20 protein-coding genes are annotated in these 26,148 nt (G+C 36.9%); 6 read left to right on the plus strand and 14 right to left on the minus strand.

Annotated features, from left to right (window positions below):
* Positions 1-226: 226 nt before the first annotated feature.
* The 7 genes from ACN1CN_RS09230 to ACN1CN_RS09260 all read right to left on the minus strand — a co-directional run bounded on the left by ACN1CN_RS09230 (position 227) and on the right by ACN1CN_RS09260 (position 10,044).
* A complete protein-coding gene (locus tag ACN1CN_RS09230) occupies positions 227-832 on the minus strand; it encodes a hypothetical protein (RefSeq protein WP_264525895.1) in 606 nt (201 codons plus the stop codon).
* Between the two features lie 119 nt (positions 833-951).
* The gene (locus ACN1CN_RS09235; protein ID WP_419135434.1) at positions 952-1,332 is read right to left on the minus strand and encodes a hypothetical protein; all 381 of its coding nucleotides are present in this window, start codon (positions 1,330-1,332) and stop codon (positions 952-954) included.
* A gap of 176 nt (positions 1,333-1,508) precedes the next feature.
* Positions 1,509-4,361, minus strand: a complete 2,853-nt coding sequence (locus ACN1CN_RS09240) for a T9SS type A sorting domain-containing protein (RefSeq protein WP_419135435.1) — start codon at positions 4,359-4,361, stop codon at positions 1,509-1,511.
* 415 nt (positions 4,362-4,776) lie between these two features.
* Positions 4,777-6,462: a sodium/sugar symporter gene (locus tag ACN1CN_RS09245; RefSeq protein WP_264525897.1), complete on the minus strand. Its 1,686-nt coding sequence runs from the start codon at positions 6,460-6,462 to the stop codon at positions 4,777-4,779.
* A gap of 240 nt (positions 6,463-6,702) precedes the next feature.
* A complete protein-coding gene (locus ACN1CN_RS09250) occupies positions 6,703-7,758 on the minus strand; it encodes a UDP-glucose--hexose-1-phosphate uridylyltransferase (protein WP_419135436.1) in 1,056 nt (351 codons plus the stop codon).
* Between the two features lie 17 nt (positions 7,759-7,775).
* Positions 7,776-8,936 carry a galactokinase gene (gene galK / locus ACN1CN_RS09255; protein WP_419135437.1) on the minus strand — a complete coding sequence of 387 codons (1,161 nt, stop codon included), beginning with the start codon at positions 8,934-8,936 and terminating at the stop codon, positions 7,776-7,778.
* A gap of 52 nt (positions 8,937-8,988) precedes the next feature.
* A complete protein-coding gene (locus ACN1CN_RS09260) occupies positions 8,989-10,044 on the minus strand; it encodes an aldose epimerase family protein (RefSeq protein WP_419135438.1) in 1,056 nt (351 codons plus the stop codon).
* A 101-nt stretch (positions 10,045-10,145) separates the two neighbouring features.
* Here ACN1CN_RS09260 and ACN1CN_RS09265 point away from each other — a divergent pair, with 101 nt between their 5' ends.
* Positions 10,146-11,144, plus strand: a complete 999-nt coding sequence (locus ACN1CN_RS09265) for a GntR family transcriptional regulator (protein ID WP_419135439.1) — start codon at positions 10,146-10,148, stop codon at positions 11,142-11,144.
* Positions 11,145-11,195: 51 nt separating this feature from the next.
* Here the strand turns inward: ACN1CN_RS09265 and ACN1CN_RS09270 are convergent, their stop codons facing one another.
* On the minus strand, positions 11,196-11,885 hold the full coding sequence (locus tag ACN1CN_RS09270) for an NUDIX hydrolase (RefSeq protein WP_264525902.1): 690 nt from the start codon (positions 11,883-11,885) through the stop codon (positions 11,196-11,198).
* Positions 11,886-12,556: 671 nt separating this feature from the next.
* Between ACN1CN_RS09270 and ACN1CN_RS09275 the strand changes: the two genes are divergently transcribed.
* The 5 genes from ACN1CN_RS09275 (at position 12,557) to ACN1CN_RS09295 (ending at position 18,502) form a co-directional block, all read left to right on the plus strand.
* Entirely contained in the window at positions 12,557-13,144 is a 588-nt protein-coding gene (locus ACN1CN_RS09275) for an RNA polymerase sigma-70 factor (protein WP_419135441.1), read from the plus strand.
* Between the two features lie 13 nt (positions 13,145-13,157).
* Positions 13,158-13,817, plus strand: coding sequence for a hypothetical protein (locus ACN1CN_RS09280; RefSeq protein ID WP_419135442.1), 660 nt, complete (start codon positions 13,158-13,160; stop codon positions 13,815-13,817).
* A gap of 120 nt (positions 13,818-13,937) precedes the next feature.
* Positions 13,938-16,301, plus strand: coding sequence for a TonB-dependent receptor (locus tag ACN1CN_RS09285; RefSeq protein ID WP_419135443.1), 2,364 nt, complete (start codon positions 13,938-13,940; stop codon positions 16,299-16,301).
* A 25-nt stretch (positions 16,302-16,326) separates the two neighbouring features.
* Positions 16,327-17,553, plus strand: coding sequence for a DUF4374 domain-containing protein (locus ACN1CN_RS09290; protein WP_419135444.1), 1,227 nt, complete (start codon positions 16,327-16,329; stop codon positions 17,551-17,553).
* Between the two features lie 478 nt (positions 17,554-18,031).
* Positions 18,032-18,502, plus strand: a complete 471-nt coding sequence (locus ACN1CN_RS09295) for an OsmC family protein (protein WP_419135445.1) — start codon at positions 18,032-18,034, stop codon at positions 18,500-18,502.
* Between the two features lie 751 nt (positions 18,503-19,253).
* On the opposite strand, the gene ACN1CN_RS09300 is transcribed toward ACN1CN_RS09295, so the two are convergent.
* The 6 genes from ACN1CN_RS09300 to ACN1CN_RS09325 form a co-directional block, all read right to left on the minus strand.
* On the minus strand, positions 19,254-20,741 hold the full coding sequence (locus ACN1CN_RS09300) for a Dyp-type peroxidase (protein ID WP_419135446.1): 1,488 nt from the start codon (positions 20,739-20,741) through the stop codon (positions 19,254-19,256).
* A gap of 54 nt (positions 20,742-20,795) precedes the next feature.
* Positions 20,796-21,473 carry a hypothetical protein gene (locus ACN1CN_RS09305; RefSeq protein WP_264525909.1) on the minus strand — a complete coding sequence of 226 codons (678 nt, stop codon included), beginning with the start codon at positions 21,471-21,473 and terminating at the stop codon, positions 20,796-20,798.
* A gap of 204 nt (positions 21,474-21,677) precedes the next feature.
* Entirely contained in the window at positions 21,678-22,874 is a 1,197-nt protein-coding gene (locus tag ACN1CN_RS09310) for an aminopeptidase C (protein ID WP_264525910.1), read from the minus strand.
* A 366-nt stretch (positions 22,875-23,240) separates the two neighbouring features.
* The gene (locus ACN1CN_RS09315) at positions 23,241-23,822 is read right to left on the minus strand and encodes a DUF4136 domain-containing protein (RefSeq protein WP_419135447.1); all 582 of its coding nucleotides are present in this window, start codon (positions 23,820-23,822) and stop codon (positions 23,241-23,243) included.
* Positions 23,823-24,204: 382 nt separating this feature from the next.
* Positions 24,205-25,638 carry a pyruvate kinase gene (pyk, locus tag ACN1CN_RS09320; protein WP_419135448.1) on the minus strand — a complete coding sequence of 478 codons (1,434 nt, stop codon included), beginning with the start codon at positions 25,636-25,638 and terminating at the stop codon, positions 24,205-24,207.
* Between the two features lie 5 nt (positions 25,639-25,643).
* Positions 25,644-26,132: an IPExxxVDY family protein gene (locus ACN1CN_RS09325; RefSeq protein ID WP_173964763.1), complete on the minus strand. Its 489-nt coding sequence runs from the start codon at positions 26,130-26,132 to the stop codon at positions 25,644-25,646.
* Positions 26,133-26,148 lie beyond the last annotated feature (16 nt).

The raw sequence follows: 26,148 nt of genomic DNA on the forward strand, positions 1-26,148 counted from the left end.
CCCTATTTTCTATAAATATTTAATCCCTCTGGGATAAAAAAAGAGAATGTTTTTTTTCTATTTTTATTTAGATATTTAAGATTGTTTGCTCCATCGGAGCAAAATATTTATAGCACATATGGCCAGTCAGGAAGAAAGCTCCGGCGGAGCGGTATGTTTCAGCTCTATAGTTTGTCTCTTTGAGGTATAGAAAAGGGGCAAGTTTTAGACTGCCCCTTTTATCTTTTTATTTATAAGCTTTTTTTACGATCAATTTAGACATTGATTTTGCAGTTTTGGCAAAGCTTTCACCGATTCTGGTTTCGTTGCTAAAATTGCTTCCCCATTGATCCCCCGGAGCTTCTTCGCTTGTAATTTCCAAAAGTACCTTTGATTTATTTGCGGTTTCAACAAATTTTAAATTGGTAGTTACTTTTGCAGGTTGTTTCATAATTCCGGCATCCCAACCCGGATAAATCCATACCGCAGTCACGATTAAAGTATAAGGTGTTTTTAAATTTTCCTGAAAGTTCAAATCCTTTTTTTCTTTAGTTAAAACAATATTTGCAATTTCCAGAAATTTAGGAGTCCAGATTTGGTCTTTTGCATTGATCCATTTTTTCTCCCAGATGTTTCCATTGCCTTTTGCTTTTTGATCTAACTCGGCTTTATGCTCCTGGACATACTGTGCTTCCGATTTTTTTTCTTTCATCATCGTAAAGTTGCTGTAATCAAATTCGGTATTGATCTCTTTCTGATCTTTTAAGAAATCAAAATTTCCCTGAACAACATTCATGTCCTGAGCAAAAGCAGCACTGGAAATAAGGAATACGGTAAGAATTAGTTTTTTCATTTTTTTGGTTTGATTAAGGTTAGTTTCTTTTGCTAAAATTAACAAAAACAATTAATTAAAATTTATTTTGCAAATAAAAAAGAGGATTCCATTTAACACAGACTACGTAGTGTGAGGATTTATTTTTTTGATTTTTGAGCCATTAAATTTTGGTAATATGTATTATAGTTAAATACTTGTACTAGCTCATTATTCTTATATAAATAAATGTTGGGCTGACCTTTAACCTTTACTATTGAATCTCCAACTTCTATTTCATCCCAAAAGCTATTTACTACTGCAGTATTGGAACTACTTGTAAATTTAAGCATTGGTGTACGATGTTGTGATGAATCAATATATTTTTCAATCACAATGCCTGAATATGATTCTTTTTTGCGATTCTCAAGTGCCCTTTTATAAAAATCGTCATTCCCTGAAAGATAATCTGCCCAAAAACCAATTGCAGTTAGAAGAATCACTAAAACCAGAATTTTAAGTATGTTTTCTTTTTTTATCATAGAATGTAGAGCTTTTTATTGATTGTTTAGGAGAATAGTGATTTGCAAGAAACGGCTATTTATGACATTTCATAAAATTTTAATTAATGCTAATCAAAACCAAAAATAAAAAAAAGGATTCCAATTTTGGAATCCTTTTTCTATTCAAAAATAATTTCTACGCTTAAGATCCTATTTTAATTTTTTAATATTTTGTTAGAGATCTTTTTACCATTTTCAAGTTTTACGGCTACTATATACCATCCGCTTTGAAGTTCGGAGAGATTGATTCTATTTTTATTTTTTACGGTAAGAACATTTTTACCATTCACATCAAAAACATATACAACGTCGATTTTTTCTTCTGTGTTGATGTTCAGTTCTTCTTTAACAGGGTTAGGATAGACAATTAGAGAAGAATCAAATTTTAGATCATCATTTATAGTAGTAGCAGCAGTACTGGACTTGCTAGTGCCGGAAGTTTGATTGATATAATAATCCTGCAATTTTTGAATCCAAAAATGATCATCAGTCAGAGTAGTTCCCGGGTTTCCAATTCCATCCGTACTAGCTCCTACACCTGCTCCCATTAAGACAAGCTTGGTTCCGCTGCTTTTTACCTCTGCAAAGTGATTTCCAAAAGTCACTTTTTTTGTGGTGGGATTAACCTGAAGTTTAGGGTCGGCATGTTTATTCTGGCTGAAATAGTTATAACGTGTCGCGTCGTTTGAGAAATTTACGGTATCCCCAAAGAAAAAAGTAGTAGCAGAGTCTTCGTAGTGCTGGCTGGTATTATTTAAAATTTGAAAAGGACCTGCTGTTCGTTCATTTAGAGTCTCTGAACCATTGATGTGTCCTACCGGGATTTGCCAGAGGACAACATGTTTACCAGAGGTTTCGTAAAGTTTTTGAACAAAATTCAGGTAATTCATCCAGTGGTCATTATTCCAGAACCAGGTATAAGAGAAGGGATCAGCGGGATTACCTGTACTTCCGGCGCCCATGGCATCAAGACCATATTTGTCAATAGAAATAAAGTCGGCATTATTAGACATAATTCCCATACTATTGGTGTATTGAAAAATATCTACAGCGGTTTGTTTAATTTTGTTAAGCTGGGTAGTAAAGGTACCGGTATCCGTTTCTCTGATAATTCCTTTTGGACCGGCTACACCAGCTTTTGCCCAAAGATTGAGCTGCCATCCAAATTCCATATTCAGGTTTTCGTCTGTTCTTTTTTTGTTGAGCTCAAAATTGATTCTTTCTACCAGCGTTTTCAAAGTACCTACATTTTGGGCAATACTTGTTGCATTTACGGCTGTTGTAGTAGTTATCGGTTCGTTATATTGCTGCATATAGCCCAGAAAATCAGGCTCTAATACCACTCCAAAAAACTCATCTCCCAGTTCAGCTTTAACCTGATTCAGAAAAAGGTTGAGGTTATTGAAATAAGCCGTCATATAGGAAGGATCTTTTACGTGTGCCAGATCCAGGTCGTAAGATTCGCTTCCGTCTGGAATGTTATAAAAAATAAAGAAAGGAATAAGTCCCATTTTTAAAGAATTCTTTGCAAATTTTATAGCTCTGTCAGGCTGCCACGTATTCCATCCGGCTATTGGTCCTCCATTGATATAGATGTATCTTACATCCATTCTGTTGTTCTTGAGGAGATTGGTGTTGTCGATACCGTCGTTGAAAAAATTGACATCATCGTTAGTGTCTTCGGATACAGATCCAACAGAAACATAATCAGGATATCGTAACGGGCTTCCATTGGCATTGTCTATTCTTAAACCAAGATGGTATATCGCACCATCTGAAGTGGTTATTTGAAGTCCGGATCTGCCTGCTTTTTTAGGGGTAATTTTTAAAGTATTTCCGGTAATCGTGTAATCAAATACCGTAACGTTCCTTCTTTTTAATGAAGTGATAGTCTTATCGAACACGAATGTTTTTTGTATTCCACTAATCGCTTTTATTTGATTTGGAAGCGAAGTAAAAGAAATATTTTGTGTGGCAGGATTCACAATCGTAAGTTGTAAACCGGATGTTGCTGTGGTCCCATTGTTGTCTGTGACTGCTATTTGTAGTGAATTGTTTCCATAATTCTGTGGTGTCCAATTAAAGGTATAAGAATTTTGGGGATTGGTAGTCACATTAGTATTCGTTCCGGCGGTGAGATCTTTAAACAGTATGCTGCTAATGGAACTTCCGGACGAAGGCTGAATAGTAAAAGTAATGCTTATAGGAGAGAAATTAAGTTGAGAATAGGAAGTAGTGTTTGGCGGACCGGTAATCGTTATCACAGCAGGAGCAGTAACAGCAATTTTAACAGTTGTGTTTACTACGGTGCTTATTCCGATCGAATTTACAGTGGTATATCGAATGTTGTAATCCCCATAAGCGGTTGGGGTCCAGTTGTACGATATAGTGTTGCCGGACAAACTCATATTGTAAGTTGTATAAGAAGGCTCTGTTGTCTTTTTTATTTCGACCTTATTTTGTGTGGCCGAAAAACCGTACAGATTGAGTGATGCGGTAAGATTGATAGCCGATAAGGTACTTTTTATAATAATTTGTCCATCTGCGTAGGCAGGAGAAATGGCTATGGGCTTGATACACACACCAAGAAAGGTGTAGGCCGAAGACTGATCAGGAATTTCTGTTCCGGCGACCCAGTACTTGGCTTTATAGACACCATTGCTGTATCTTATAATGTTGTTTGCATTGTAGTTGGGGGTTGCGCTGTTCCAGTCAGAAACGGTACTGCATGCGGTATAAGCCAGAGATGGATTATTAAGAATTAACTGTTCGTCACAGTTTCCTATTGCCGACCAAACACTGCTAGAACCGGGAGTGGTGCCGGCTCCCTGTGACCAGGAATTGTTTTTGTAGACAATATTATTGTAACGGACATAAGAGTTACTGGAATATTGTGTGGCGGAATACCAATTTGGAATTCCACAAGAGCTGCCCAACTGTGCTTTTGTTACAGTAGGAATACAGCAGATAAAAATAGATAGTAATAAAAGTTTTAAATTTTTCAGCATAATAAAAAAGGTTGTTTTGTTATACATTCTGTTAATTCTAAGTACTTAGAGATGTATTGCCTATTTCTAAAAATAATTTGCTGCAGCTGAAAAAAGCAATATCAAAATCAAATATAGTAAGAAATTACTTTATGCAAGCATAGCATATTGTAAGTGAAATATTTGAATTTGAGTGTTTTTGTTTTTTATTTCGAAGAAAAAAGTAAGAAATTCAGTGCCGACTATTTTGTGAGAAATAGTGTAAAATAAGGCAGTGACCTGTAAAAATTAAAAACCCGACAAGCTCTAAAACTTGTCGGGTTTAAATGAATTTTAATGCGTAAAAGCCTGATTAATAGCTTGTAAAAAAGAAGTTTTATGCTAAATAAATCACATAATAAAAAAAAATGTGATTTTTTGTTTTCAAAAAGGTATACTACCAGAACTTAATGTACAAACCTGCAATTATCAATAGGGTAATGACGATTAAAACGGTGGTTTGCGGTTTTACTTTAAACATTTCAGAATCGATTTCAAATGCTTTAGGGTTTACTTTTGGTCCCGCAAAACTTATCACAATCATTGCCAAAGCGGTAAAGATAAAGGATAGCCCCATACAGATGTGGAACGGGATTTCAAAGGCTCCTTTTCCGTTTGGATAAGCGGTATACAACAAGGTCTCATTTCCAAATAATGCAGGAGCATATTCGTTGAATAGTACCGATAGTACAAATCCTAAAATTACACCCACTACGGCAGCAGCTCCGGTAGTTCGTTTCCAGAACATACCTAAAACAAACATGGCAAAAACTCCGGGACTAATAAATCCGGTGTATTTTTGGATGTACGTAAATCCGCCAACGCCTCCAATTCCTAAAATATCATTCCATGTAAACAACACGGCTAAAAGCATTGCGGCAAAAACGGCAATTCGGCCAATGTTTACCTGTTGTTTTTCGCCAGCTTCTTTCTGAATGTATTTTTTATGAATATCCAGTGTATAGATAGTCGAAATACTGTTTACTTTTCCGGCTAACGAAGCTACGATTGCGGCGGTTAATGCTGCTACCGAAAGGCCTTTTAATCCAGTAGGCAGGAAAGTCAGTACAGCAGAATAAGCTCCGTCTTTTCCGCCCACTAATTGTGGTAAGTGTCCGTTTTGATACAAAACATAAGCGGCAATACCAGGTAACATTACAATTAAAGGCATTAACAATTTCAGCATACCTGCAAATAAAATACCGGTACGTGCGGTTTGCAAATCGGCACCCAGAGCTCTTTGTGTAATATATTGGTTGCATCCCCAGTAATTTAAGTTGATGATCCAGATACCGGCAAGGTAAGACATTAGGCCTGGGAATGTCAGGTATTTGTTGATGTCAAGCTGAGAGGATGTTGCAGTTGGTTTTGGGATAATCATTTTAAAATGTTCCGGAGCTTCTCTCATTAATACTTTAAAACCTTCGATTGCATTTTCACCAACATGAAAATAATGCCCCACGGTTGTTAAAGCAATATAAGAAGTGACCAAACCTCCAATAATTAAAACGGCAACCTGAATAACGTCGGTATAAGCGACAACTTTCATACCTCCAAGAGAGATAAACAAAGCAAACAGCGCCAATCCGATCATGATAACATGCAGATATTCGCCTCCGGCCATACCATTAATAGCAACAGCTCCTAAATACAAAATCGAAGTTAAGTTTACAAAAACATATAAAAACAACCAGAAAACTGCCATGATTAAAGCAGTCGATTCATTGTAACGTGTTTTTAAGAATTGCGGCATCGTGTAGATCTTGTTTTTAAGGTACACGGGAATAAACCAAACGGCTACTACGATTAAACTAATAGCGGCAATCCATTCGTAAGCGGCAACGGCAATTCCTAAAAAGAAACCTTCACCACTCATTCCGATGAATTGTTCTGCCGAGATATTAGAGGCAATTAAAGAGGCTCCAATAGCCCACCAGGTCAGGTTTCCTTCGGCCAAAAAGTAAGCTTTAGCATCTTGTTCGTCTTGTTTACGTTTTCGGTAAACCGTATAACCGTAGGCCGAGACCACGATAAAGTAAATAATAAAAACCGCATAATCTGCGAAGGCAAGGGTCTGGTTCATTGATGATAATAATTTTATAATTAGTAAAGGTGATTGTTTGATTAATAGTAGGGTAAAAAAACAGTATTTCGATAGGTGGTTTAAATAATGTTTTTTGTTTTGATATGGGTTTAAAATTAATTAACTGTCTTTTTTTTGATTGGTATTGTAATAATGAGGTCCAGAGCCAAAAAGTATAATAAACAATTGCGAACACACTGTTGTTATGCGATTTTTAAAAGAGTATTTACTTTATGCGTCTTATTTTGTTTTTGATTTGTAATGAATGTCTGATTGCTGTCTTAAAATTTCGGCACTTCTTTCAGGGGTAATATCTCTTTGCGATTCGCCCAACATTTCATAACCCACCATAAATTTCTTTACTGTTGCTGATCGCAATAAAGGTGGATAAAAATGCATGTGAAAATGCCATTCCGGATGCTCTAAACCATCTGTAGGCGACTGGTGAATTCCTGAAGAATAAGGAAAAGAAGTACTGAATAAATTATCGTATTTAATGGTCAGTTGTTTTAAAATCAGGGCAAAAGAATTGGTTTCTTCCGGAGTAAAATCAGTGATTTTATTCAGGGCTCTTCTGCTGACAATCATCGTTTCGTAAGGCCATGTTGCCCAAAATGGAACCAGAGCAATAAAGTCATCGTTTTCGATTACCACACGATCTCCTGTTCTTAATTCAGCCTGAATATAGTCCTGAAGCAGCGTTCGATGGTTTTTGTCAAAGTATGATTTTAAACTGCTTTGCGTTCTTTCCACTTGGGTTGGAAGGGATGATTGTGCCCAGATTTGCCCATGAGGATGTGGATTGCTGCAGCCCATAATACTTCCTTTGTTCTCAAAAATCTGAACGTGATTGATGTATTTGATGCTTCCCAGATCGGTGTATTCTTTTTGCCAGGTTTTGATAATGTTTTCAATTCCGTCGATTTCCATCTCGGGTAAAGTAAGGTCGTGTCTTGGAGAGAAACAAACTACTCTGGAAATTCCCTGCTCGGGTTTTGCCTTAAAAAAAGTGTGTTTGATATCTTCTTCAAATATGATTTCGTCCTGCTTCATAGCAGCAAAATCATTCTCAAAGACAAAGCTGTCTTTGTAAACAGGATTGTGATCTCCGTTAGCACGAACATTACCCGGACATAAATAACAGGTGGAGTCATGTTTTGGAAGAGTTTCAGTTGCAAGAGTCTCATTTTGCCCTTGCCACGGACGTTTTGCACGGTGTGGTGATACTAAAATCCATTCGTTTAGTAATGGATTGAAACGTCTGTGTGGATCTTCGTTAATGTCAAAATTTTTCATTTGTAGTTTTTGTGATATTAAAGTAGTCTTGTTCCGTTAGAGATTGTTACATCATAGAATTTTAATTCAATCCCAAATGTATTTAAATAAAGATTTGAAAACTTATTTTTCACCTCATTTTCATGCCCTTTTTTAATAAAATTGATGGTGCACCCCCCAAAACCACCCCCCATTAGGCGAGATCCAACAATAAAATCATCTGCTTTGGCATTCTCTACGAGCATATCCAGTTCGGGACAGCTTACTTCATATTCTTGTGATAACCCATAATGTGCTTCAAAAAGCAATTGTCCTAAAAGTTCAATATTTCCCTGATCTAAAGCTTCACAGGCTTTGATCACACGGTTGATTTCTTTTACAACAAAATGTACCCTTTTAAAAACGACAGGAGTCATTTGATCCTCAATGCTTAAAAGTTGTTCTTCGGTACAATCTCTAAAACTTTTTATTTGTGGAAAATGATGTTTTATAATAGCCAAACCTTCTTCACACTCCAGTCTTCTGGTATTGTATTCCGAGCTGAAAAGCGAATGTTTTACGTTGCTGTCAAACAAAACCAGTGCATAATCTTTAAAATCGGCATTGTGATATTCAAAATCCAAAGTATTGCAATCTAGTTTTATAACCTTGTTTGTAAGGCCATGAACGCTTGAAAACTGATCCATAATGCCACAATTGATACCCACCCAGTGTTCGGCTTTTTGTCCTAACAAAGCGATGTCGGCCTTTTTGATTTCCAGATCGAAGAGTGCCGTGATCCCGAAAATCATTCCGCATTCTAAAGCGGCCGAAGAGGATAAACCGGAGCCTACCGGAATGTTGCTGCTAAAGACACAGTTGAAACCTTCAAATACAAAACCGTTATCCTGTAATTGTTTGATCACACCACGAAGATAATTCGTCCAGACGTCATCACTCAAACGGATTTCTGCTGTTAAATCAATTTCAAAGGCTTCGTTCAAATCGATTGCAATTATTTTGGAGCTTTTGGTATTGTTTTTCTCAAAGGCAAAACAAATTATTTTGTCGATGGCTGCAGGTAAAACATAGCCGTCATTGTAATCAATATGTTCTCCGATGATATTGATCCTTCCGGGAGAGAGCACCACTTTTTGAGGAGCCGATCCGAACGACTTCTCAAAAAAAGCGGTGGTGTTTTGTATTAAAATATCATTCATTGTGTTGTGGTTGAAGAAATAGCTTTTATTTAGGGTTGTTTTTAGTAAAGGATTAGTTTATGTTTTCAAATCGGTAAACGGTTTTGTGACGGTAGGTCTCACCTTTCTTCAAAACCGAATTCGGAAAATGCACGTGATTAGGCGCATCCGGAAAGTTTTGTGTTTCAAAACAAATTCCGCTAAAGGGATGATAAGCGGCATTTTCTTTTCCTTTTAAAGTCTCAAAACAATTTCCGCCTACATAAATATGTACGCTGGGCTGATCGGTGAAAACCTTCATTTGCAACTTGTTTGTAGTGCTGGATAAAATGGCAGCAACCTCATTTTCTGACTCAATTACAAAAGAATTGTCAATGGATTGCGGACATTTTTTAGCCGTTCTGAAATCAAAATCATGATGCAAGAGAGCCGTGAAATTTCCGGTTGGAATGTGCTCAACGTTGGTTTCCAGTATTTTTTCAGAAGCAATAAACAGCGTTTGATTGGACAGGTCTGCAGCATGCCCGTCAAGATTAAAATAACTGTGATGCGTAAGATTTACAACAGTATCTTTTGTTGAGGTAGCGGTATAGTCTAATTTTAATTCGTTTTCTTCTGTTAAAGTATACGTCAGATCAACCTGTAAATCTCCGGGATAATACTCTTCTAAATCCGCACTCCACAGACTTAAAGTTACCGAAGGATTATCGCCCGAAGTAATATGCGTAATATTCCATACTTTTTGTCCAAAGCCAACGCTTCCGCCATGTAAGGCATTGCCGTTATTATTGGTATTCAGTTGAAAGGTTGTATCGTTTAAAGTAAAAGCGCCTTTATCGATTCGTCCGGCATAACGCCCAACGGTAGTCCCGAAATAAGGAGCACTTGGTAAATGATAAGAAGCCAGATAAGATTCTAAAGTATCGAAACCTAAAACAACATCAACATACCCGCCCGTTGCAACCGGAATTTGTAAAGAGGTCAAGGTTGCACCGTAATTGATAATTTGCGCTTTCATTCCGTTTTTATTCTTTAATTCCAAAGAAAGAATTTCTTCGTTATCAGATAATAAACCAAATGATTTTATAGCAGATCCATCCAGAATATGAGATATGTGTTTTATTTCCATATTTTTTTTACCAAAAATGAAATCCAAAAATAGAAACAATATCTGTTTTTACATACCAGTACCTACCAGTTTTTTGTATATTGCGCCAAAATCCATTTTGTATGAATATAATTTCCATTCAAAGTAATCTTGGTTTGCCCAAATACAAACAGATAATCCTGTCGATTGAAAAAGCAATTGAAGAAGAAAAACTGGTAAAAGGCGATCGGCTTCCATCGGTAAATAAAGTTTGTCTGGCTTTTTCGTTATCGCGGGATACGGTATTGTTGGGTTACGATGAGCTCAAAAAAAGAGGAATTATTTATGCCATTCCAGGTAAGGGATATTATGTTAAAAGCGTTGAAATCAATATCAAGCAGAAGATTTTTTTATTGTTTGACGAGTTAAATAGTTTTAAGGAAGACATCTACAATTCGTTTCTAAAAAACATTGGAAAAAATGTTCAGGTCGATATTTTCTTTCATCACTTTAATGTGCAGGTATTTCAAAAACTGATTACAGACAGTAACGGAAATTACACCAAATACATTATCATGCCGACCAATTTAGCCGATGTGACCGATGCGATAAAAAACCTACCAGTAGGGGAAGTTATCATACTGGATCAAACCAATCCGGATTTGAAATCGTATCCGGCGATCTATCAAAACCACGAAAAAGATATTTTTGAAGGTCTAATTAAAGGAAAAGCGAGAATGAATAAGTATAAAAAACTCATTCTGATTTTCCCCGGATTTAGAGAACCATTGGGAATGAAAACCGGATTTATTGCTTTTTGCACCCAGTACAATCTGAACTATGATATCATCACCGAATTTACAAACGGAGAAATAGGAGTAGGGGATTTGTATATCATTCCAAACGATCGTGATTTGGTTCGTGTAATTGAAAATGCAAGATCACAAAGTCTCAAACTTGGCACCGATTTCGGGATTATCTCCTATAACGAAACCCCTTTAAAAAAGATTGTGGCCAATGGCATTACCACCATTTCAACTGATTTTGAAATGATGGGGGAAATTTTGGCCAATATGGTACTCCAGGGACAGAAAGAACAAATAGAAAACAAATCGTCTTTGCTGATTCGGAACTCGCTGTAATTTTTTAGCTTTTGTGCGATTGTTCCGGCTGTGCCCGTATAATCTGGGTTTTTATAAGTTTAAGACAAAATTGTTGCGTAATTTTTCCTCGTATTTTTCCTTATTAAAAGTATAGAGGTAAGATCCTTTTCGGGAAGACTGCATGTCTTTTTCGTCCAGTTTGTTCAGAATCTCCATTGAATTAATTTTGCTGATAAAGTTTCTCTTGTCTAATTCTTTACTCAAAATAGCTTCGTACAACTCTAATAATTGGCGCATGGTGAATTTTTCAGGAAGCAATTCAAAGCCAATCGGTTTGATCGAAGTTTTATAACGCAATATTCGGATTGCCTGTTCCACCATTTCGTTATGATCAAAAATTAAACTTGGTGCATCGGCAACACTAAACCATTGGGCATGGTAATTTTTAATGAGTTCGGCATTGTGGTTTTCAATATTAATCAAAGCATAATACGAAACCGAAATGGTTCTTTCGGCCGGATCGCGATCAATGTCACTGTAAGCATAGAGTTGCTCCATATAAACATCATGTAAACCTGTGTAGGTATTTAAAACTCTTATCGCGGCATTGTCTAGTACTTCATCTTGTTTTAATAAACCTCCCATCAATGACCATTTTCCTTTTTCCGGCTCAAAACCTCTTTTGATTAAAAGAATTTTTAAACCTTCACGATCAAATCCAAAAATAATACAATCTACTGCTAATAAAACTTTATCTGCAGCACTATAACTGTTAAGCATATTCAAATTTTTAGTGGTAAATATATAAGTCTCTTTATTCTGTTATCTCATTTAGTAAATGCCGTTTCTGCATTTAAAAATGTAACTGTTTGAAAAAGTTACATGCTACAAAAGTAATGGTTTTTTGATGCTAAAATCATTATCAAAGCGATCATTTTTTAACTTTTTTCACGAGTTTTTTTGAATAAAACGCCTATTTATACTGCAAAGTGTCATTTTTACGCAATCTAACCGAAAGAAAATTCGTACTTTGTTAAAGAATCTTTTAAACGCTATTTTGGGGCAAATTGGCTTTTTAAATGCAATTCTGACTTCGACCCGAAAATGAAATGTTTTAGCCAATACCAAGTCTGGAATGCGGGAATGAATTGGAAAAGACATCGGAGAAAAGAATGAAAAATCCTTAAAAAAAGAAAAATCATTCTAAGAGCCGTTCTTGAAAATTGAAGGCTTTTGAAGCAAAAGAACGTTGCCGAATTTCCTTACACATCGTTAGTACATGCAGGCTTCAGCCCAGTAAAATCGCCTATAAATTACTTTTTTTTGAAATTTTCAAACGGCAAAGAATCAGAATATTGCCCATACCAAATTTAAAATCTCAGCAGAAATTTTTAATATCACTAATCTTATTTAGTCTAAATAAGATAGTTTTGCATCATATTTTTATTTCTATGGAAAAGCAATATTTAAATATTAATGCCAAAAACTTCCCCGAGATCTATGATTTGTATTGGAATGAGCTGTTTTGTTTTTGCAGACATCATACAGGCGACGAGGAGGCAGCAAAAGAAATTGTTCAGCAAATTTTCATCAGTATTTGGGAAAGGCGCGAAAAACTACAAATTGAAACCTCGGTCAGAGCGTATTTATATGGCTCTTTAAAACTCAAAATTTTGGAGTATCACCGAAAGCGGGCCACGAAAAAGAAACACGAAAGTACTCATTTTGCTGAAATGAGCAAAGTTTCTAACGATACAGAAGAGCATATTTTGCATAAGGATTTGCTTCGGGAATTGCAGCTTGCCATCAATACTCTTCCGGAACGTTGTCGACAAGTATACTTAATGAGCAGAGAAGACGGAATGGACAATCGTTCTATTGCCGCTTCGCTTGTTATTACAGAGAAAGCTGTTGAAGGAAATATTACAAGGGCACTCCGGCACATTCGTGACCGTTTAAAAGTTTTTCGCAGTTTACTTCTTTTTTTTACTCCGCTGTGTAGGGTTAGCGAAGACTTGTGCAACTACATAATTACATAACAAAACCAAGACAGTGTTTATTACATCAGATTTATTAGAAAAATATGCGCGAAAAGAATGCGATGCCGCCGAAAGGGTATTGGTTGAGCAATGGTTAAAGGTTATAGATTTTGAACGTGAGGTCATAACTTCTCCGCAACAACAGGGATTAAAAGAGGAAATGTGGAGCAATATTGCGGCCAGAACCATTCTTGCAAAACCAAAATCTCAGTATAGATTTCTTTATACAGCACTAACTACTGCGGCCTGTGTGTTATTTGGCATTATCAGTTTGCATTATTACAACTCGTCAACATTTGCTTCACACATTTTGGTGAACAACCTGAATGGGCAGGAGATCAAGAGAATAAACATTGGTAATTTATCTTTTTTGGTCGAGCCAGGCAGTCAGTGCAACATTTCAATGGATTTTTTGGGTCAGGCAAACGATGTTAAGTTTTGCGGTGCCGTCTCGGTTATTAGTGATTCGGCGACCGTACGGGAGTTTAACATTGGTACAGGAACTTCGGGCTGCACCAATATGTATCAGGACAAAGTAAAATTACAGAAAGGACAAACGTACCTCGCGATGACAGATGCTGAGTATAACGTAATCACGGCAACCAGAGATGAAATAGCAGAAGGCCTGCCGAGATTATTTAGCTCAAGGCTGTCGGAACGTTTTAATTTGTAAGAGACAATAAATAAGAAGAATAGATAATAAAATCGATATAACTGAAATTAAAAAGTTATGGATTTAGGGAATAAATGATCAGTGATGCAATTTAAAAGAATTTTTTTAACGGTCATTTTTATGATCGCAGGTACTACGGTTTATGCTCAGAATGATAGTAAGACCACTTTTACGGGTTCTATAATTGACGATGACAATCAACCTGTTGCCGGTGCCGAAATTCAATTGCAAAACACTGCTGCTGTAGTCAAAAGTAACAGCTTAGGGAGATTCGTTTTTCAAAATATTGCATTAGGAAAATACCAGTTAGTCGTATCGATGACGGGTTATCAAATCCGGGAAATGGCTGTTGTTGTCGGACAGAATCAGAAAGAAGAAATTGTTATAGCGTTAAAATCGAATTCGGTTGAGTTAAATTCTGTTGATTTGTTTGGCAAAACGATTGAAACCAAAATCAAAGAACAGCCGTTTGCCGTTTCTGTCATCAATACAAAAAAACTGGCTGAACGTGATGTTGACTTAAACCGACTGATGGACGGAACAGCTGGTGTTCGTGTACTGGAATCAGGTGGAATGGGATCTGAAACCAATTATTCAATTAATGGATTATCCGGTAAGGCCGTAAAGTTTTTTATAGACGGTATTCCAATGGAAAATTTCGGGTCATCGTTTAGTATTAATAATTTTTCGATTAATACGCTTGAAAGAATTGAAGTTTATAAAGGAGTTACCCCGGTTTCATTTGGTGGTGATGCCCTTGGGGGGTCTATAAATCTGGTTACCCGCAGTCGCCTTAAAAATTATATAGATGTGTCGCAAACCATCGGTTCCTTTAACACCTATCGTTCGGCAATATCCGGAAAATGGAGAAATGAATCGGGTTTTACTTTGCAGACCAATTCTTTTTTTAACTATTCAGACAATAACTATCCCGTTTGGGGACCAACCGTAGAAATTGCAGGAGAAGACGGAAGACCTATTCCGGGTTATCCAAGATTTAGAAGATTTAACGACGATTATAAGTCCTACACGATTCGAACAGATATTGGGTTTACCAATGTCAAATGGGCCGATGCCTTGTTATTCGGTATTACGATATCTGATCAGGACAGAGGAATACAGACCGGAAGAACAATGGCCTATGTATATGGCGATGTGCGCTACAATGAAAAGTTTGTCATGCCGTCTGTACGTTATTCTAAAAAAGGATTTTTATTTTCAAATTTAAATGTAGACCTGTATGCTTCTGTAAATAAATTAAGGGGTACCACAACAGATACCAGCTCCTATAAATACAATTGGACAGGAAAACCTATCGGAACAGTAAATGGAGAATTGGGAGGAATCAGATCAGGAAAGTCGATTTATTCGTTTCAGGACCATACGCAATTGGCCAGAGTTAATTTTGTATATCAGATCAAAGAAAATCAGGAGGTAAATTTAAATTATGTGTTTACCGGTACCAGAAGAAAGGGCAGTGACGTTATTGCCGAAGCCGAATGGACCGTTCCGCTTAGAGAACCGCAGGATCTGGATAAACATATTGCGGGTTTATCGTATGAGATCACCTCATTTGAGGATCGCTGGAAGAATATTTTCTTCACAAAATATTTTGCTTACAATGCCAACGCCGCAGTATTTGATTACAACGGAGAAAGTTTGAAAGAAACCTTTTATCAGCAAACAAAAGACAATGCCTGGGCCTTTGGATACTCGTCTAAAGTATTGCTTCCAAAAGAATATACGATAAAGTTTTCGGTCGAAAATGCAGCCCGATTGCCCGAAGCGACAGAACTTTTGGGTAACGGTAATACGATTGTAAATGCGCCCAATTTAAAGCCTGAAAGAAGTTTCAACGTTAATACATCCATTCAGAAAACAATACATACTGCGGTTCAGAATGTAAATTTTGGTCTTAATGGGTTTTTTAGAGACACCAAAAATTTGATTTGGTTAGCAGAGGGAGATTTGATGGGAACCGCCCGCTATGAAAATTTAGGAAAAATACAAACCGTTGGAGTGGAGGCTGAGGTTAACTATGCCCGAAAGCAATGGCTTGAAACATCAGTTAATTTTACCTATCAGGACATCCGAAATATGCAGCGTTTTGAGGAAAATGGTGCCCCCAATCATGTTTATAAAGACAGATTGCGAAATACACCTTATTTAATGGCCAATGCCGAGGCAAGGCTATTCTTAGATCAGCTTTTTCAATTTACACCGAAGATCTCCTTTTTTGCAAGTACACATTATGTACATCAGTACTACCTGGGTTGGCCAAGCCTTGGAGCAGCACCCGAAAAAATGTACATCCCAACTCAGTTTGTCCAGGATGCCGGTTTGGGCTATACTTTTGGAAAAAACGGACGTTACAGTGCCAATTTTGCCTGCCGCAATATTTTAGACAAGCAGGTTTACGATAATTTTCTGCTGCAAAAACCAGGTAGGTTTTTCAGTCTCAAACTAAGATATTTTTTACAATAACCAATTAAATTTAAATTCAATGAAAATGAAATCATTCTTAAAAAAGACAACATTTATGGCTTCTGCCGTGGTCTTGTTTGCTACAGCTGCAACATCTTGCAGTTCAAAATCAGATGAAGTGGAAGTAGAAAGCGCACAACATTTTACAATAGCAAGCTGGACTCAGGACTTGCAGTATATCGCATCGGTTCCTTCCTTAACAGAAGGTTCGCTTACTTTTAAAGGAAAAGGTATTGAGGCCAACGGTTCCCGTTATATCTGGCACAAACAATATGTTTATTTGATGAACCTTCCGCAGAAAAAATTCATTCAGTACGAAATGAGTAAAGACGGAAGTTTAAAAGAAAAAGGGGCTATACTTACAGATGGAGTGGTTCCAAATTATTTTCAATCTCTGAATATCGTAGACGATAATACCATGTTGGTTTTAGGCGGACTGGATTTGAATAACGGTACAGTAGGCTGGGCAAGAATTAAACTAAGTGATTTTACAATAGAAGCAAAAGGAACAATGGCTGTACCTTATGACGCAGCGAATAAAGGAGTTCAGTTTTCTGTTGGAAAAGCATTTGTAGACAATGGAAAGCTTATTTTGGGAGGTTATTTTTATGATAACGAATCAAAATCCTATACCGTTGATGGAGTAAGAGCTTTAGTTTATGATTATCCGGCAATGAACAATTTAAAAGTAATTAAAACTACGGCAACTGCTGGTGGAGTAGGTTACGATTACTTAAACTCATTAGACAAAGACGAAGAAGGCAATCACTATTTTGTAGCTAGTGCCGGTAAATTCTGGACTGGTGTAGGTGGAAAATCAGGAGTTGTGCGTATTAAAAAAGGTACAGCAGATTTTGATAAAGATTATTTTATTGATGTAACAACACCATTGGGCAAACAAGCCTGTTTGATGGGAATAAATTATGTGGGTAACGGAATTGCAATTGGTACCGTTCAGTACGAAGAGTTAATGACTTCGGTAAGAGATCGTTTAAAAAACGTGGGGCAATTGGTTAGAATTGATTTGAAAAACAAAACAGTTTCGTTGATTAATACACCTTTAAGCCCGGTTTCAATGGTTCGTTCGCCATTGGTATACAAAGGAAAGTATTACACAGCAATTTCTCCTATTGATGCTGTAGCTTCAATTTACGAAGTTGATCCTGCCACAGGAACCTTCAAAAAAGGAACTACATTAGATGGTGGAGGTTCTGTTAGTGTTCAGTTGATAGCACCACATCCAACAAAATAATCACATACTCAAACCCCCATTTGAGTAAAAGTGGCCGGAAGCAATTCCGGCCACTTTTTGTTTTTAAAGAAGGTTGAATTGCGTCACCATTTCAATAATAACAAATAGAAGAAGTAATTTAACTCACGTGTGTCATTTCGACCGAAGGGAGAACCGAGCGATAGCGAATCGGCGTAGCAAATCACAAGCAAAATTCGACAAAGATTGGGATTCCGGGAGCGGAGCTTTTGTGTCATTTCGACCAAAGGGAGAAATCACATGCAAGATTCGACAAAGATTGGGATTGCAGGAGTGGAGTTCCTAGTGTCATTTCGACCGAAGGGAGAAATCACATACAAAATTCGACAAAGATTGGGACTGCTGGAGCGGAGTTTTTGGTGTGATTTCTCCCTTCGGTCGAAATGACAATACGGTAAGAGGAGACTAATTCGCAAACCATATAAAATGGTAACTTCGCAAGAACAAAAACACAATCGAAATGAAACATCTATTCAGAGTAGCCGTAAAATGGGCCTTAAAGCAAAATCAGAAAGATTCAACAAAGCGATTTTACAGTAAAAGCCATCAGATTATGATTGAGGGAAAAGCAGTTTTAGAGGTTTCGGCTGCCAAAGCTTTTAAGGGAGATCCGGAATTGTACAATCCCGAAGATTTGTTGCTGAGCAGTTTGGTTTCCTGCCATATGATGTCGTATTTGTATGTATGTTCTCAAAACGGAATAGAAGTTCTGGAGTATTCAGATGAGGCAGAGGCTACACTTGAAGTTTCCGCTGACGGAAGCGGGCGCTTTGTTGCCGTTCATTTAAACCCCAAAGTAAAAATTGCGAACGCCGATCAAATCGAACTGGCGAATACACTTCATACCAAAGCCAACCAACTGTGTTTTATTGCTAATTCCTGTAATTTTCCTGTACTACATCACGGGAGTTGCGAGCTCTTTACCGCATAAGTTATAAAGAACATTTTACTTCAAAAAGCCAATAAACATCGGGATTCAACTTCTGCGATTTTGGAACAGATTCAAATCCTGAAAAACGAAAGCTTTAATTTTAATTCGCTTTTTTTTGGTTGTTTTTAGAAATCAAATTTTCAATTTCAAACCTTTTCATCATTTTCAGAGGTTATCTTTCCTTGGAGCAATTCCTTTTTGGACTTTTTTTGCTTTTAAGTGTTTGATAATGTGAGTAAAACATAGTTTCGTTGTTCTGAAAAGGCATTATTTTTCACTGAATTTTGCACAGAAAATCCAATTATTACATAGGTTATACCATGTCTTACAAACCGAAAAATGTTAGGTATTATGCGGCGTATATTTGTACTATAAGAATTGAACAAGAGTTGTTTACGAATGGTTTACGAATTAGAAGTTTAAATAGTTTATTTTTTTTTATAGTAGTTAATTGGGGAAACGCTGCAAATTTTGCAGCGTTTTTCTTTGTCATAAGGTCACGGGTTCAGTTTGAACACAGGCTTTTTCGATTTCCTGGTCGCTGAAGGATTCCAGTGCTTTTGCTTTACTATTATTACAAAGAAAAAAATCTGCGTAGATCCGTGTTTTCGCCTGGCGAATCTGTACGATCCGCGTGCTTAATTTTTATAAACTAAAAGAAAGCGCTGCAAATCCTGCAGCGCTTTTCTATTTCAAAAAAAGAGTAAACTTCTATTTTTTAGCAATATAAAAAAGAATTCTCGATGTTAAGTTACACCGGTATTTTCCCTTGCGAGATGAATTTCAAACCTGAAATTCCGGGTAAAAACAAATACAAACTGCCATCTGTACGCACAAAACGCGTTAGGTTTGGGGTTTCTACATAAGTTCCCTTTTTATTATAAGCAAAAATAGAATTGTCCGGACTAGTATCTGCGACCTGTGGTCCAAAAATTGGATCAACACCACTGTAATTAGGCGATGCATCCGGATTTCTAAAACCTCCCTGCTCCAACCAGACTTTGGTAACAAAGCGAAATTGAAAATCAAGAACAGCCCCAATAAACAAACCAACCAATCCGCGTTGTATACCCGGTTTCTCAGCAGGATCATACACGGGCCCGTACGGCGATGCACGTCTAAGAATTCGATGAGTTTCGGCATTATCATCATTATCTTTTACGTTTATATCATCACGTGGGTTTGCTCTTCGGATGTGTGCCCCATAAGGACATTTTAAAGCCAGTTCATCACTGCTTTGATCGCCTTGCTGATTTCGACTTGGCGTTAAGTAATTAAAGTTGGTAAAATTGAAGTTTTTGGTACTGGGTTCTCCCAGGCTTTTATCTTCTTTATTGGGTGAAACAACAAGAGGTGTACCGTCGCGCCAGCGTCCGCAAATCTTTGCAGCCATTAATTCGGGTGAAGTTTCACCGTTGGAATGAATGAACGCATTAAATTTAGCTTCGTCCTGATACAACAATCTAAAAGCTGCAAAAGTACCGTTTACCAGTAAGGCATGGGCATTATAATCCTTTGCGCTCTGACTTATTACAAAACGATCCAAAGGCACCTTTGGCCTGTCATCGATGCTGCTTATGCCCATTAATTTTAGCATTTTGGGCTTGTTCCACAAAATATCATCAATACGTGGTTGAGACAGACTATCGCGATATCCAAAATGTACATAATCTGAATTTCCGTCGACGGTTATGGGATCTGAATCCTGATAGTATACCGGAACTACAGCTGGTCCTGATGGCGTTTTGGCTATCATACCCAACAAATCCGAATAGTATTTTTCTCTGTTTTCGGGCGTTAAGGTAAAAAGCGTCAATTGAATATGAAGATCACTCCCATCAGTACTTGGTGCTTCTTTTGCAATCCATCCTCCGTTTTTCCACCAGTTTGCAGGAGCACTCTCTCCGGTGTCACCCATTAGCCCGGCATCATTTATTGCTCCTTTTTTAAAGGCTACAAATACTTCGGCACTCGAATCATCCTTGACCGTTTTACTATTATCTTTACCTATCAGTTTTTCTAAACCGGAGTACGTAAAACCAATATTAAGACAATAGTCCGGTTTTTGCAGGTTTTCCCAGGGCTCTGCACTGGTGATCGACAAACCACCGGGAGCGGTTCCCGAAGCAAGATCTGCACAAAATTGTTTTGCTCCGTCGGTATCTTCTATACGGAAAATAATATATCTGATGTGAGGAAAATTATAGCCTCGTAATATTAGTCCCTGTATATCATTCATTTCAACTGATTTGGAATTACTCATAGTTTATCTTCATTAAGATTAGATTTAAAACTATTCGCAATCCGGTTTTTGAGCTTTTGGAAAATTATAACTTACCTGACCCGGAACCGGTGGCCATATTTTATCGGCATTTGGATAGTTATCGATAACTTTTGCTACGGTAAGTCCCGGAAAGTTGGTGCCAAAAACATATTTTCCGTCTTTATCACCTGCGGAAAAAACAGGATCTCCAAAATTGTAACGCATCAACAAGCAGTAAAATGCAGCTGCATTTTTAACTACTCCGCCTCTGTCTTTGGCTCTAATGAATTTTGCTGATGTTGGTCCATCCGGATCCACACCCGGAATTCCTTCTTCGTCTATAAGGTGTAACAAGAGGTTTAAACCATTGACAACCTGCTCTATCTTGAAGAATGCTCTGATATAATCATCAAATTGTCCGTCGTAGATAGACATTACTACCAATACATCTTTTCCCGGATAAGACTGAAATCCCGGAACGGGTATTCCCGGAGTTGGAGCACCGTCTGCTTGTGCATAAATCGTAAAATAATGTACTCCTGTTGTTTTACGAAGATCTCCAACCGGAGGTTCTGTAGTGGCAGCTTCTCTAATGCTTTGAGCAGCAAGTAATGCTTCGGGTAAAGCGCCTTTTTTTAATGGAATAAATAAAAATAACAGATGTTGCTGATCTGAAATAGGTACTGTGATTACCGGGGATGTTGACATGATTTAGTTGTTTATTGGATCGCCCTACTCTGTTAAGGCTTTTCGGGAAACGCCTCTTAATTGCTTAAGCAGGACGAATTTAGGCATACTAAACACAACCAATACCAGTACTTATACCTGATTTACCAACGGTTAATTTTTAAAAAAAATAGCGCTGCAAGTAATTGCAGCGCTATTTCTATATTTTCAAAAATCCGGAATAAATTATACCCCTAATTTTTTAGCAATCTCAGCAGGGATTCCGCCTTTGTTTACTAATAAAGCAGTTGTTTTGTATTTTACGAAATTCTTAGTTACAAACAAGAAACCTTTGTAGTCGTTTGTTTCTCCCCATGAATTTTTTACGATGTAATATTCTTTTCCGGTTTGATCTTTGGCTAAACCAATGATGTGCATACCGTGATCATCTGTTGTAGTGTAGTTGTCAAATGCAGTCTGACGCATTTCAGGAGTAATTTCCGGCTCAGCTTTTGGTCCGTTAAACATGTCTGCTTTTTCTTCAGCAGTCATATCGTCGAATTTTTTACTAGCCACATAAGCCACACCATTTTTCCAGCTAAAGCTTTTCTCACTTACGTCAGTTGCCCACGCTACAGTATATCCTTTTTTCAATGCATTATCGATAACATCGGTCATGTCGTTTACTTTTACGTTGTAAACCTGATCCAATGACCAGTTGTCCGGCACCATCATAGTCGTTTTTTGGTAGTATGGAGAGGTAGTAAAAGAAGACATTTCTACATACTCATCCGGATTAATTCCTACTACTTCTTTAGCAAAAGTTTGAGGTGTATAGTTTTTTCCTTTGTAGTTAAAGTTTTCCGGTACTTTACCTAAATAAGAATCAATTACCGCTGCGTAAGCTTTTTTCCAGTTTGGTGTCAGCTCTCCGTTAGGGTTTTTAACTACTGCTGCCAAAACACTTTCGATTAAAGCGCCCATTTCGCCAAATTTGTTTTTATCAGTTCCGTAGTTTAATCCTGTATATACTTCTCTCGGAACAGTTCCGTACTTTTTGTACATATTAATTACATCATGCAAAGCTCCACCGTCACCAAGACTAATGGCTCCATGCATACGAACATAGTTTTCTCCTTTGTCAACATACACGTTTCTTGCCGAAAAAATTTGAGACAATTCAACCGGTTGTTTTCCTAAACGAATCATTTCTGATTCTAAGAATGAGTTGGTTGAATAACTCCAGCAAGTCCCTGATGAACCCTGAGCTTTTACAGAAGTTGTTCCTAAATTGATCACTTCGGTAAATTTAAAGTTTTCTTTACTTTTGTCGCTGGCGTTTAATTTAAGTGAGTTAACTAAAACGTCCTGCGCAAAACAGCCTGCTGTTCCAGCCAAAAATACCGATGCTGCAAACACTGATTTGAATGAAAATGTATTCATAATTTATATTTAATGTTTTGATAAATTAGTTGTGGTAATTTAAATTTTGTTACAAAACAATTAAATTTTAACTAATAAAACTAACCTGCAACCGTTAATTTTTATAAAATGTTTTTCTTAATCGATATAAACTTACAAAATACGCAAAACAAAAAAGTGGGTAAATCCGACTGTTTTTTAAACTTGTTGTGTTTGATAGTGATAGAGAATCAACGCAGCCAGTTATTTACAAAAACAATAGAGCAGACCCGGTCTTTCGGGAATTTTGCGACATCGACATCCATGCAGAGTTTGAATTTCCGTACCCGTAAATATCCAAAATCTGTTCTGTAGTGTATTTTAGTGATTGCTTTTGAGGGTATAGGCTTATTTTTTTGTTAATCCGGGAGGAAATCCAGCCATAATTTTTTGGATCGCTGAGGTAATAAACTCTTCCGGATTGCTGGGTTTGCTGTCTATTTTAGCATTACCTATCCCTTGCCATACTAGTTTTTGTGTTTTTGAAGATACAATATCAATGATCAGAGAACCATCTACATAATCGTAGGTGTTGACCGTTGTATTGGCGCTTCCCATCATCGCGCCTCCACCCCAATATCGATAGGGACGATACATACCGCCATAACCATAAAAATCAGTGTTTGCTGATACAGAAGTTTTGGTTTTTAAAATCGATACCGCATTTACTTTGAGATCCGGGTTTGTCGTAGTTTCTGTAAAACCTTTACTAATCATTTCGCTACGGATGGCTTTTGTTACACGATCAACATTTAGTTGACTAACCTGTCCTTCCTGTGCTTTTAAGTCGTAAACAGCAAAAGTTTTGTACTCGTTGAAATTAGTACTGGGATCGTAATCGGTGGTAACTCTTACAGTTGGTGAGCAGCTGTAAATTAAACCCAATAGAAGCATTGGGATTATACGAAGATTCTTTCTTTTAATATTCATCTTGTGGTATTTAAATTAATGATTAAATTAGTTTAACTTGATATTATTAAAATTTTGATAAAATCCGGAGTATAAATAAACAGAAGTGTTTGGGTAAGTAATTATTAGTAATATATACCGCTTTATAGTTAAAGATAAATTATTTTATTTAAACGACATAATACTAGAGGTAAAATTCTTACTTGTTAGTTCGCAAGGGTTTATCACTATTAAAAAAATGCGGTTTTTATGGGGGGATCATTTCCCCTGAAATACAACATAACTGTTCTGTTCGTCTATGATTTTGGCCACGGAGCGAGTGATAGAAATTTAAAATTAAACAATAAAAAAGCCATTCGATTAGGAATGGCTTTCGTTGTAAATGTAAACTTTAAGAAGTAAACTATTCTATTTCAGAAACTCTCATGGTGTTAACCATTCCTTTTTCTTTAATCGGCATTGCAGCAAGGTTGATTAAATAATCTCCTTTTACAACATATCCTTTTTCTCTTGCGATTTCGTTAACATCCGTTACAGTATCATCAGTACTTTCGTCTTTATCGTAGAAGTAAGATCTTACTCCCCATAATAAATTCAATTGAGTTAAGATTCTTCTGTTTGAAGTAAATACTAAAATGTGTGCAGATGGTCTCCAGGCTGAAATTTGGAAAGCAGTATAACCACTGTTTGTTAAAGTACAAATTGCTTTTGCTTTGATTTCATTAGCCAATAAAGCGGCCTGATGACAAACTGTTTTGGTAACAAAACGTTTAGTTTTAATTTGTGGTGTGTTTTGTGGAACCTGAATAAGCGGAGAATCCTCAACTGCCTCACAAATTTGTGTCATTTTTTGGATAACCTGTACCGGATAATTTCCTGTAGCTGTTTCTCCCGATAACATTACAGCATCGGCACCGTCCATTACAGAGTTAGCAACGTCGTTTACTTCAGCTCTGGTAGGAGTTAAGCTTGTAATCATTGTTTCCATCATTTGTGTCGCAACGATAACCGGAATTCTGGCAGTTTTTGCTCTGCGGATCAAATCTTTTTGTACTAATGGTACTTCGTGAGCTGGAAGTTCAACACCCAAATCTCCACGGGCCACCATTAAAGCATCGCAATACGCTACAATTTTATCGATGTTCTCAAGAGCTTCCGGCATTTCAATTTTAGCTACGATCGGAATTTTATGCTCTGAATGTTTGGCGATTAATTCTTGCAGATCTTGTAAATCGCGTGGTGTTTTTACAAACGAAAGCGCAATCCAGTCTACTTTTTGTTCAATAGCAAAAATCGCATCAGCAATATCTTTCTCTGTTAAAGCCGGTAAAGAAATTTTGGTGTTTGGAAGATTAACTCCTTTTTTAGACTTTAATTCTCCACCCTGAATAACTTTAGCGGTAACTTCTGATTTTTTATCAGTAGTAAGGATTTCGAAAATCAATTTACCATCATCCAATAAAATACGCTCTCCCGGGTTAACGTCATTTGGGAAATTTTGATATTTCATGAACACTTTCTGAGCATTTCCAATAATATCCTCAGCAGTTGTAAACGTAATAACGTCACCGTCATTTACTACTGTTCCTTCTTCCATTACCCCAACTCTAAGTTTTGGCCCCTGTAAATCTCCTAAGATTGCAGTAGTATAACCAAACTCTTCATTAAGACCTCTAATAATATTTATTTTATCTTTTACTCCGTCGTAATCAGCATGCGAAAAATTGATTCTAAACACATTAACCCCTGCCTCGATCATATCCTTGATAATCTCCCTCGTACTACATGCAGGCCCAAGTGTAGCAACAATTTTGGTTTTTTTGTTTGTTTTTAGCATTTTTTTTAAAAAATTAGATTGTTTTTTGATTTTATTTTGTCGGTATCGACGGCATATATAGCCGCAATACTTTCTATTTTGTTTAATTGTTGTTGAATTTCTGAAAAGTCAAGAGCTTCTTCGCTATTGTCTACTTTCAGGAAAAAATCTACTTTTTTGAATTCAGGAAGTAAATGAATTGTTGTTGAAACCTCACTTGTCTCATTGGAAAACAAATCTTGAGAATCATTTTTACTCACTGAAATGATCTCATTTTTATTCTGAATCAGATTCCATGAAACTGCTTTTTCGGAATCATAATAATAAAATCTCGAAAAATTTGCCTCGCCTTCTTTAGTCTGAGCATGGATCTCGTTTTTGCTCTTACTTAAGTTTATCGGAAGGTTTTTATTGATAAAATAGGCCAATCTGTAATCTTCCAATGAAGTGTGGATTGCCATTAAATAATAATCAATTTCGTCAAATTCGTCTAAATCCAATCTATGAATAGCCATGTCATGAAAAATAAAG

Origin of the sequence: Flavobacterium sp. T12S277, assembly GCF_048514875.1 — a bacterium.
Classification (GTDB): domain Bacteria; phylum Bacteroidota; class Bacteroidia; order Flavobacteriales; family Flavobacteriaceae; genus Flavobacterium.

Excerpts from the sequence above, each read along its gene's own strand:
- ACN1CN_RS09240 (WP_419135435.1), bottom strand. The coding sequence starts at position 4,361 with ATGCTGAAAAATTTAAAACTTTTATTACTATCTATTTTTATCTGCTGT.
- ACN1CN_RS09315 (WP_419135447.1), bottom strand. The coding sequence starts at position 23,822 with ATGAATATTAAAAGAAAGAATCTTCGTATAATCCCAATGCTTCTATTG.
- ACN1CN_RS09285 (WP_419135443.1), top strand. The coding sequence starts at position 13,938 with ATGATCGCAGGTACTACGGTTTATGCTCAGAATGATAGTAAGACCACT.
- ACN1CN_RS09305 (WP_264525909.1), bottom strand. The coding sequence starts at position 21,473 with ATGTCAACATCCCCGGTAATCACAGTACCTATTTCAGATCAGCAACAT.
- ACN1CN_RS09250 (WP_419135436.1), bottom strand. The coding sequence starts at position 7,758 with ATGAAAAATTTTGACATTAACGAAGATCCACACAGACGTTTCAATCCA.
- ACN1CN_RS09245 (WP_264525897.1), bottom strand. The coding sequence starts at position 6,462 with ATGAACCAGACCCTTGCCTTCGCAGATTATGCGGTTTTTATTATTTAC.
- ACN1CN_RS09325 (WP_173964763.1), bottom strand. The coding sequence starts at position 26,132 with ATGGCTATTCATAGATTGGATTTAGACGAATTTGACGAAATTGATTAT.
- galK (WP_419135437.1), bottom strand. The coding sequence starts at position 8,936 with ATGAATGATATTTTAATACAAAACACCACCGCTTTTTTTGAGAAGTCG.
- ACN1CN_RS09290 (WP_419135444.1), top strand. The coding sequence starts at position 16,327 with ATGAAATCATTCTTAAAAAAGACAACATTTATGGCTTCTGCCGTGGTC.
- ACN1CN_RS09310 (WP_264525910.1), bottom strand. The coding sequence starts at position 22,874 with ATGAATACATTTTCATTCAAATCAGTGTTTGCAGCATCGGTATTTTTG.
- ACN1CN_RS09275 (WP_419135441.1), top strand. The coding sequence starts at position 12,557 with ATGGAAAAGCAATATTTAAATATTAATGCCAAAAACTTCCCCGAGATC.
- ACN1CN_RS09260 (WP_419135438.1), bottom strand. The coding sequence starts at position 10,044 with ATGGAAATAAAACACATATCTCATATTCTGGATGGATCTGCTATAAAA.
- pyk (WP_419135448.1), bottom strand. The coding sequence starts at position 25,638 with ATGCTAAAAACAAACAAAAAAACCAAAATTGTTGCTACACTTGGGCCT.
- ACN1CN_RS09230 (WP_264525895.1), bottom strand. The coding sequence starts at position 832 with ATGAAAAAACTAATTCTTACCGTATTCCTTATTTCCAGTGCTGCTTTT.
- ACN1CN_RS09270 (WP_264525902.1), bottom strand. The coding sequence starts at position 11,885 with ATGCTTAACAGTTATAGTGCTGCAGATAAAGTTTTATTAGCAGTAGAT.
- ACN1CN_RS09295 (WP_419135445.1), top strand. The coding sequence starts at position 18,032 with ATGAAACATCTATTCAGAGTAGCCGTAAAATGGGCCTTAAAGCAAAAT.
- ACN1CN_RS09265 (WP_419135439.1), top strand. The coding sequence starts at position 10,146 with ATGAATATAATTTCCATTCAAAGTAATCTTGGTTTGCCCAAATACAAA.
- ACN1CN_RS09300 (WP_419135446.1), bottom strand. The coding sequence starts at position 20,741 with ATGAATGATATACAGGGACTAATATTACGAGGCTATAATTTTCCTCAC.
- ACN1CN_RS09235 (WP_419135434.1), bottom strand. The coding sequence starts at position 1,332 with ATGATAAAAAAAGAAAACATACTTAAAATTCTGGTTTTAGTGATTCTT.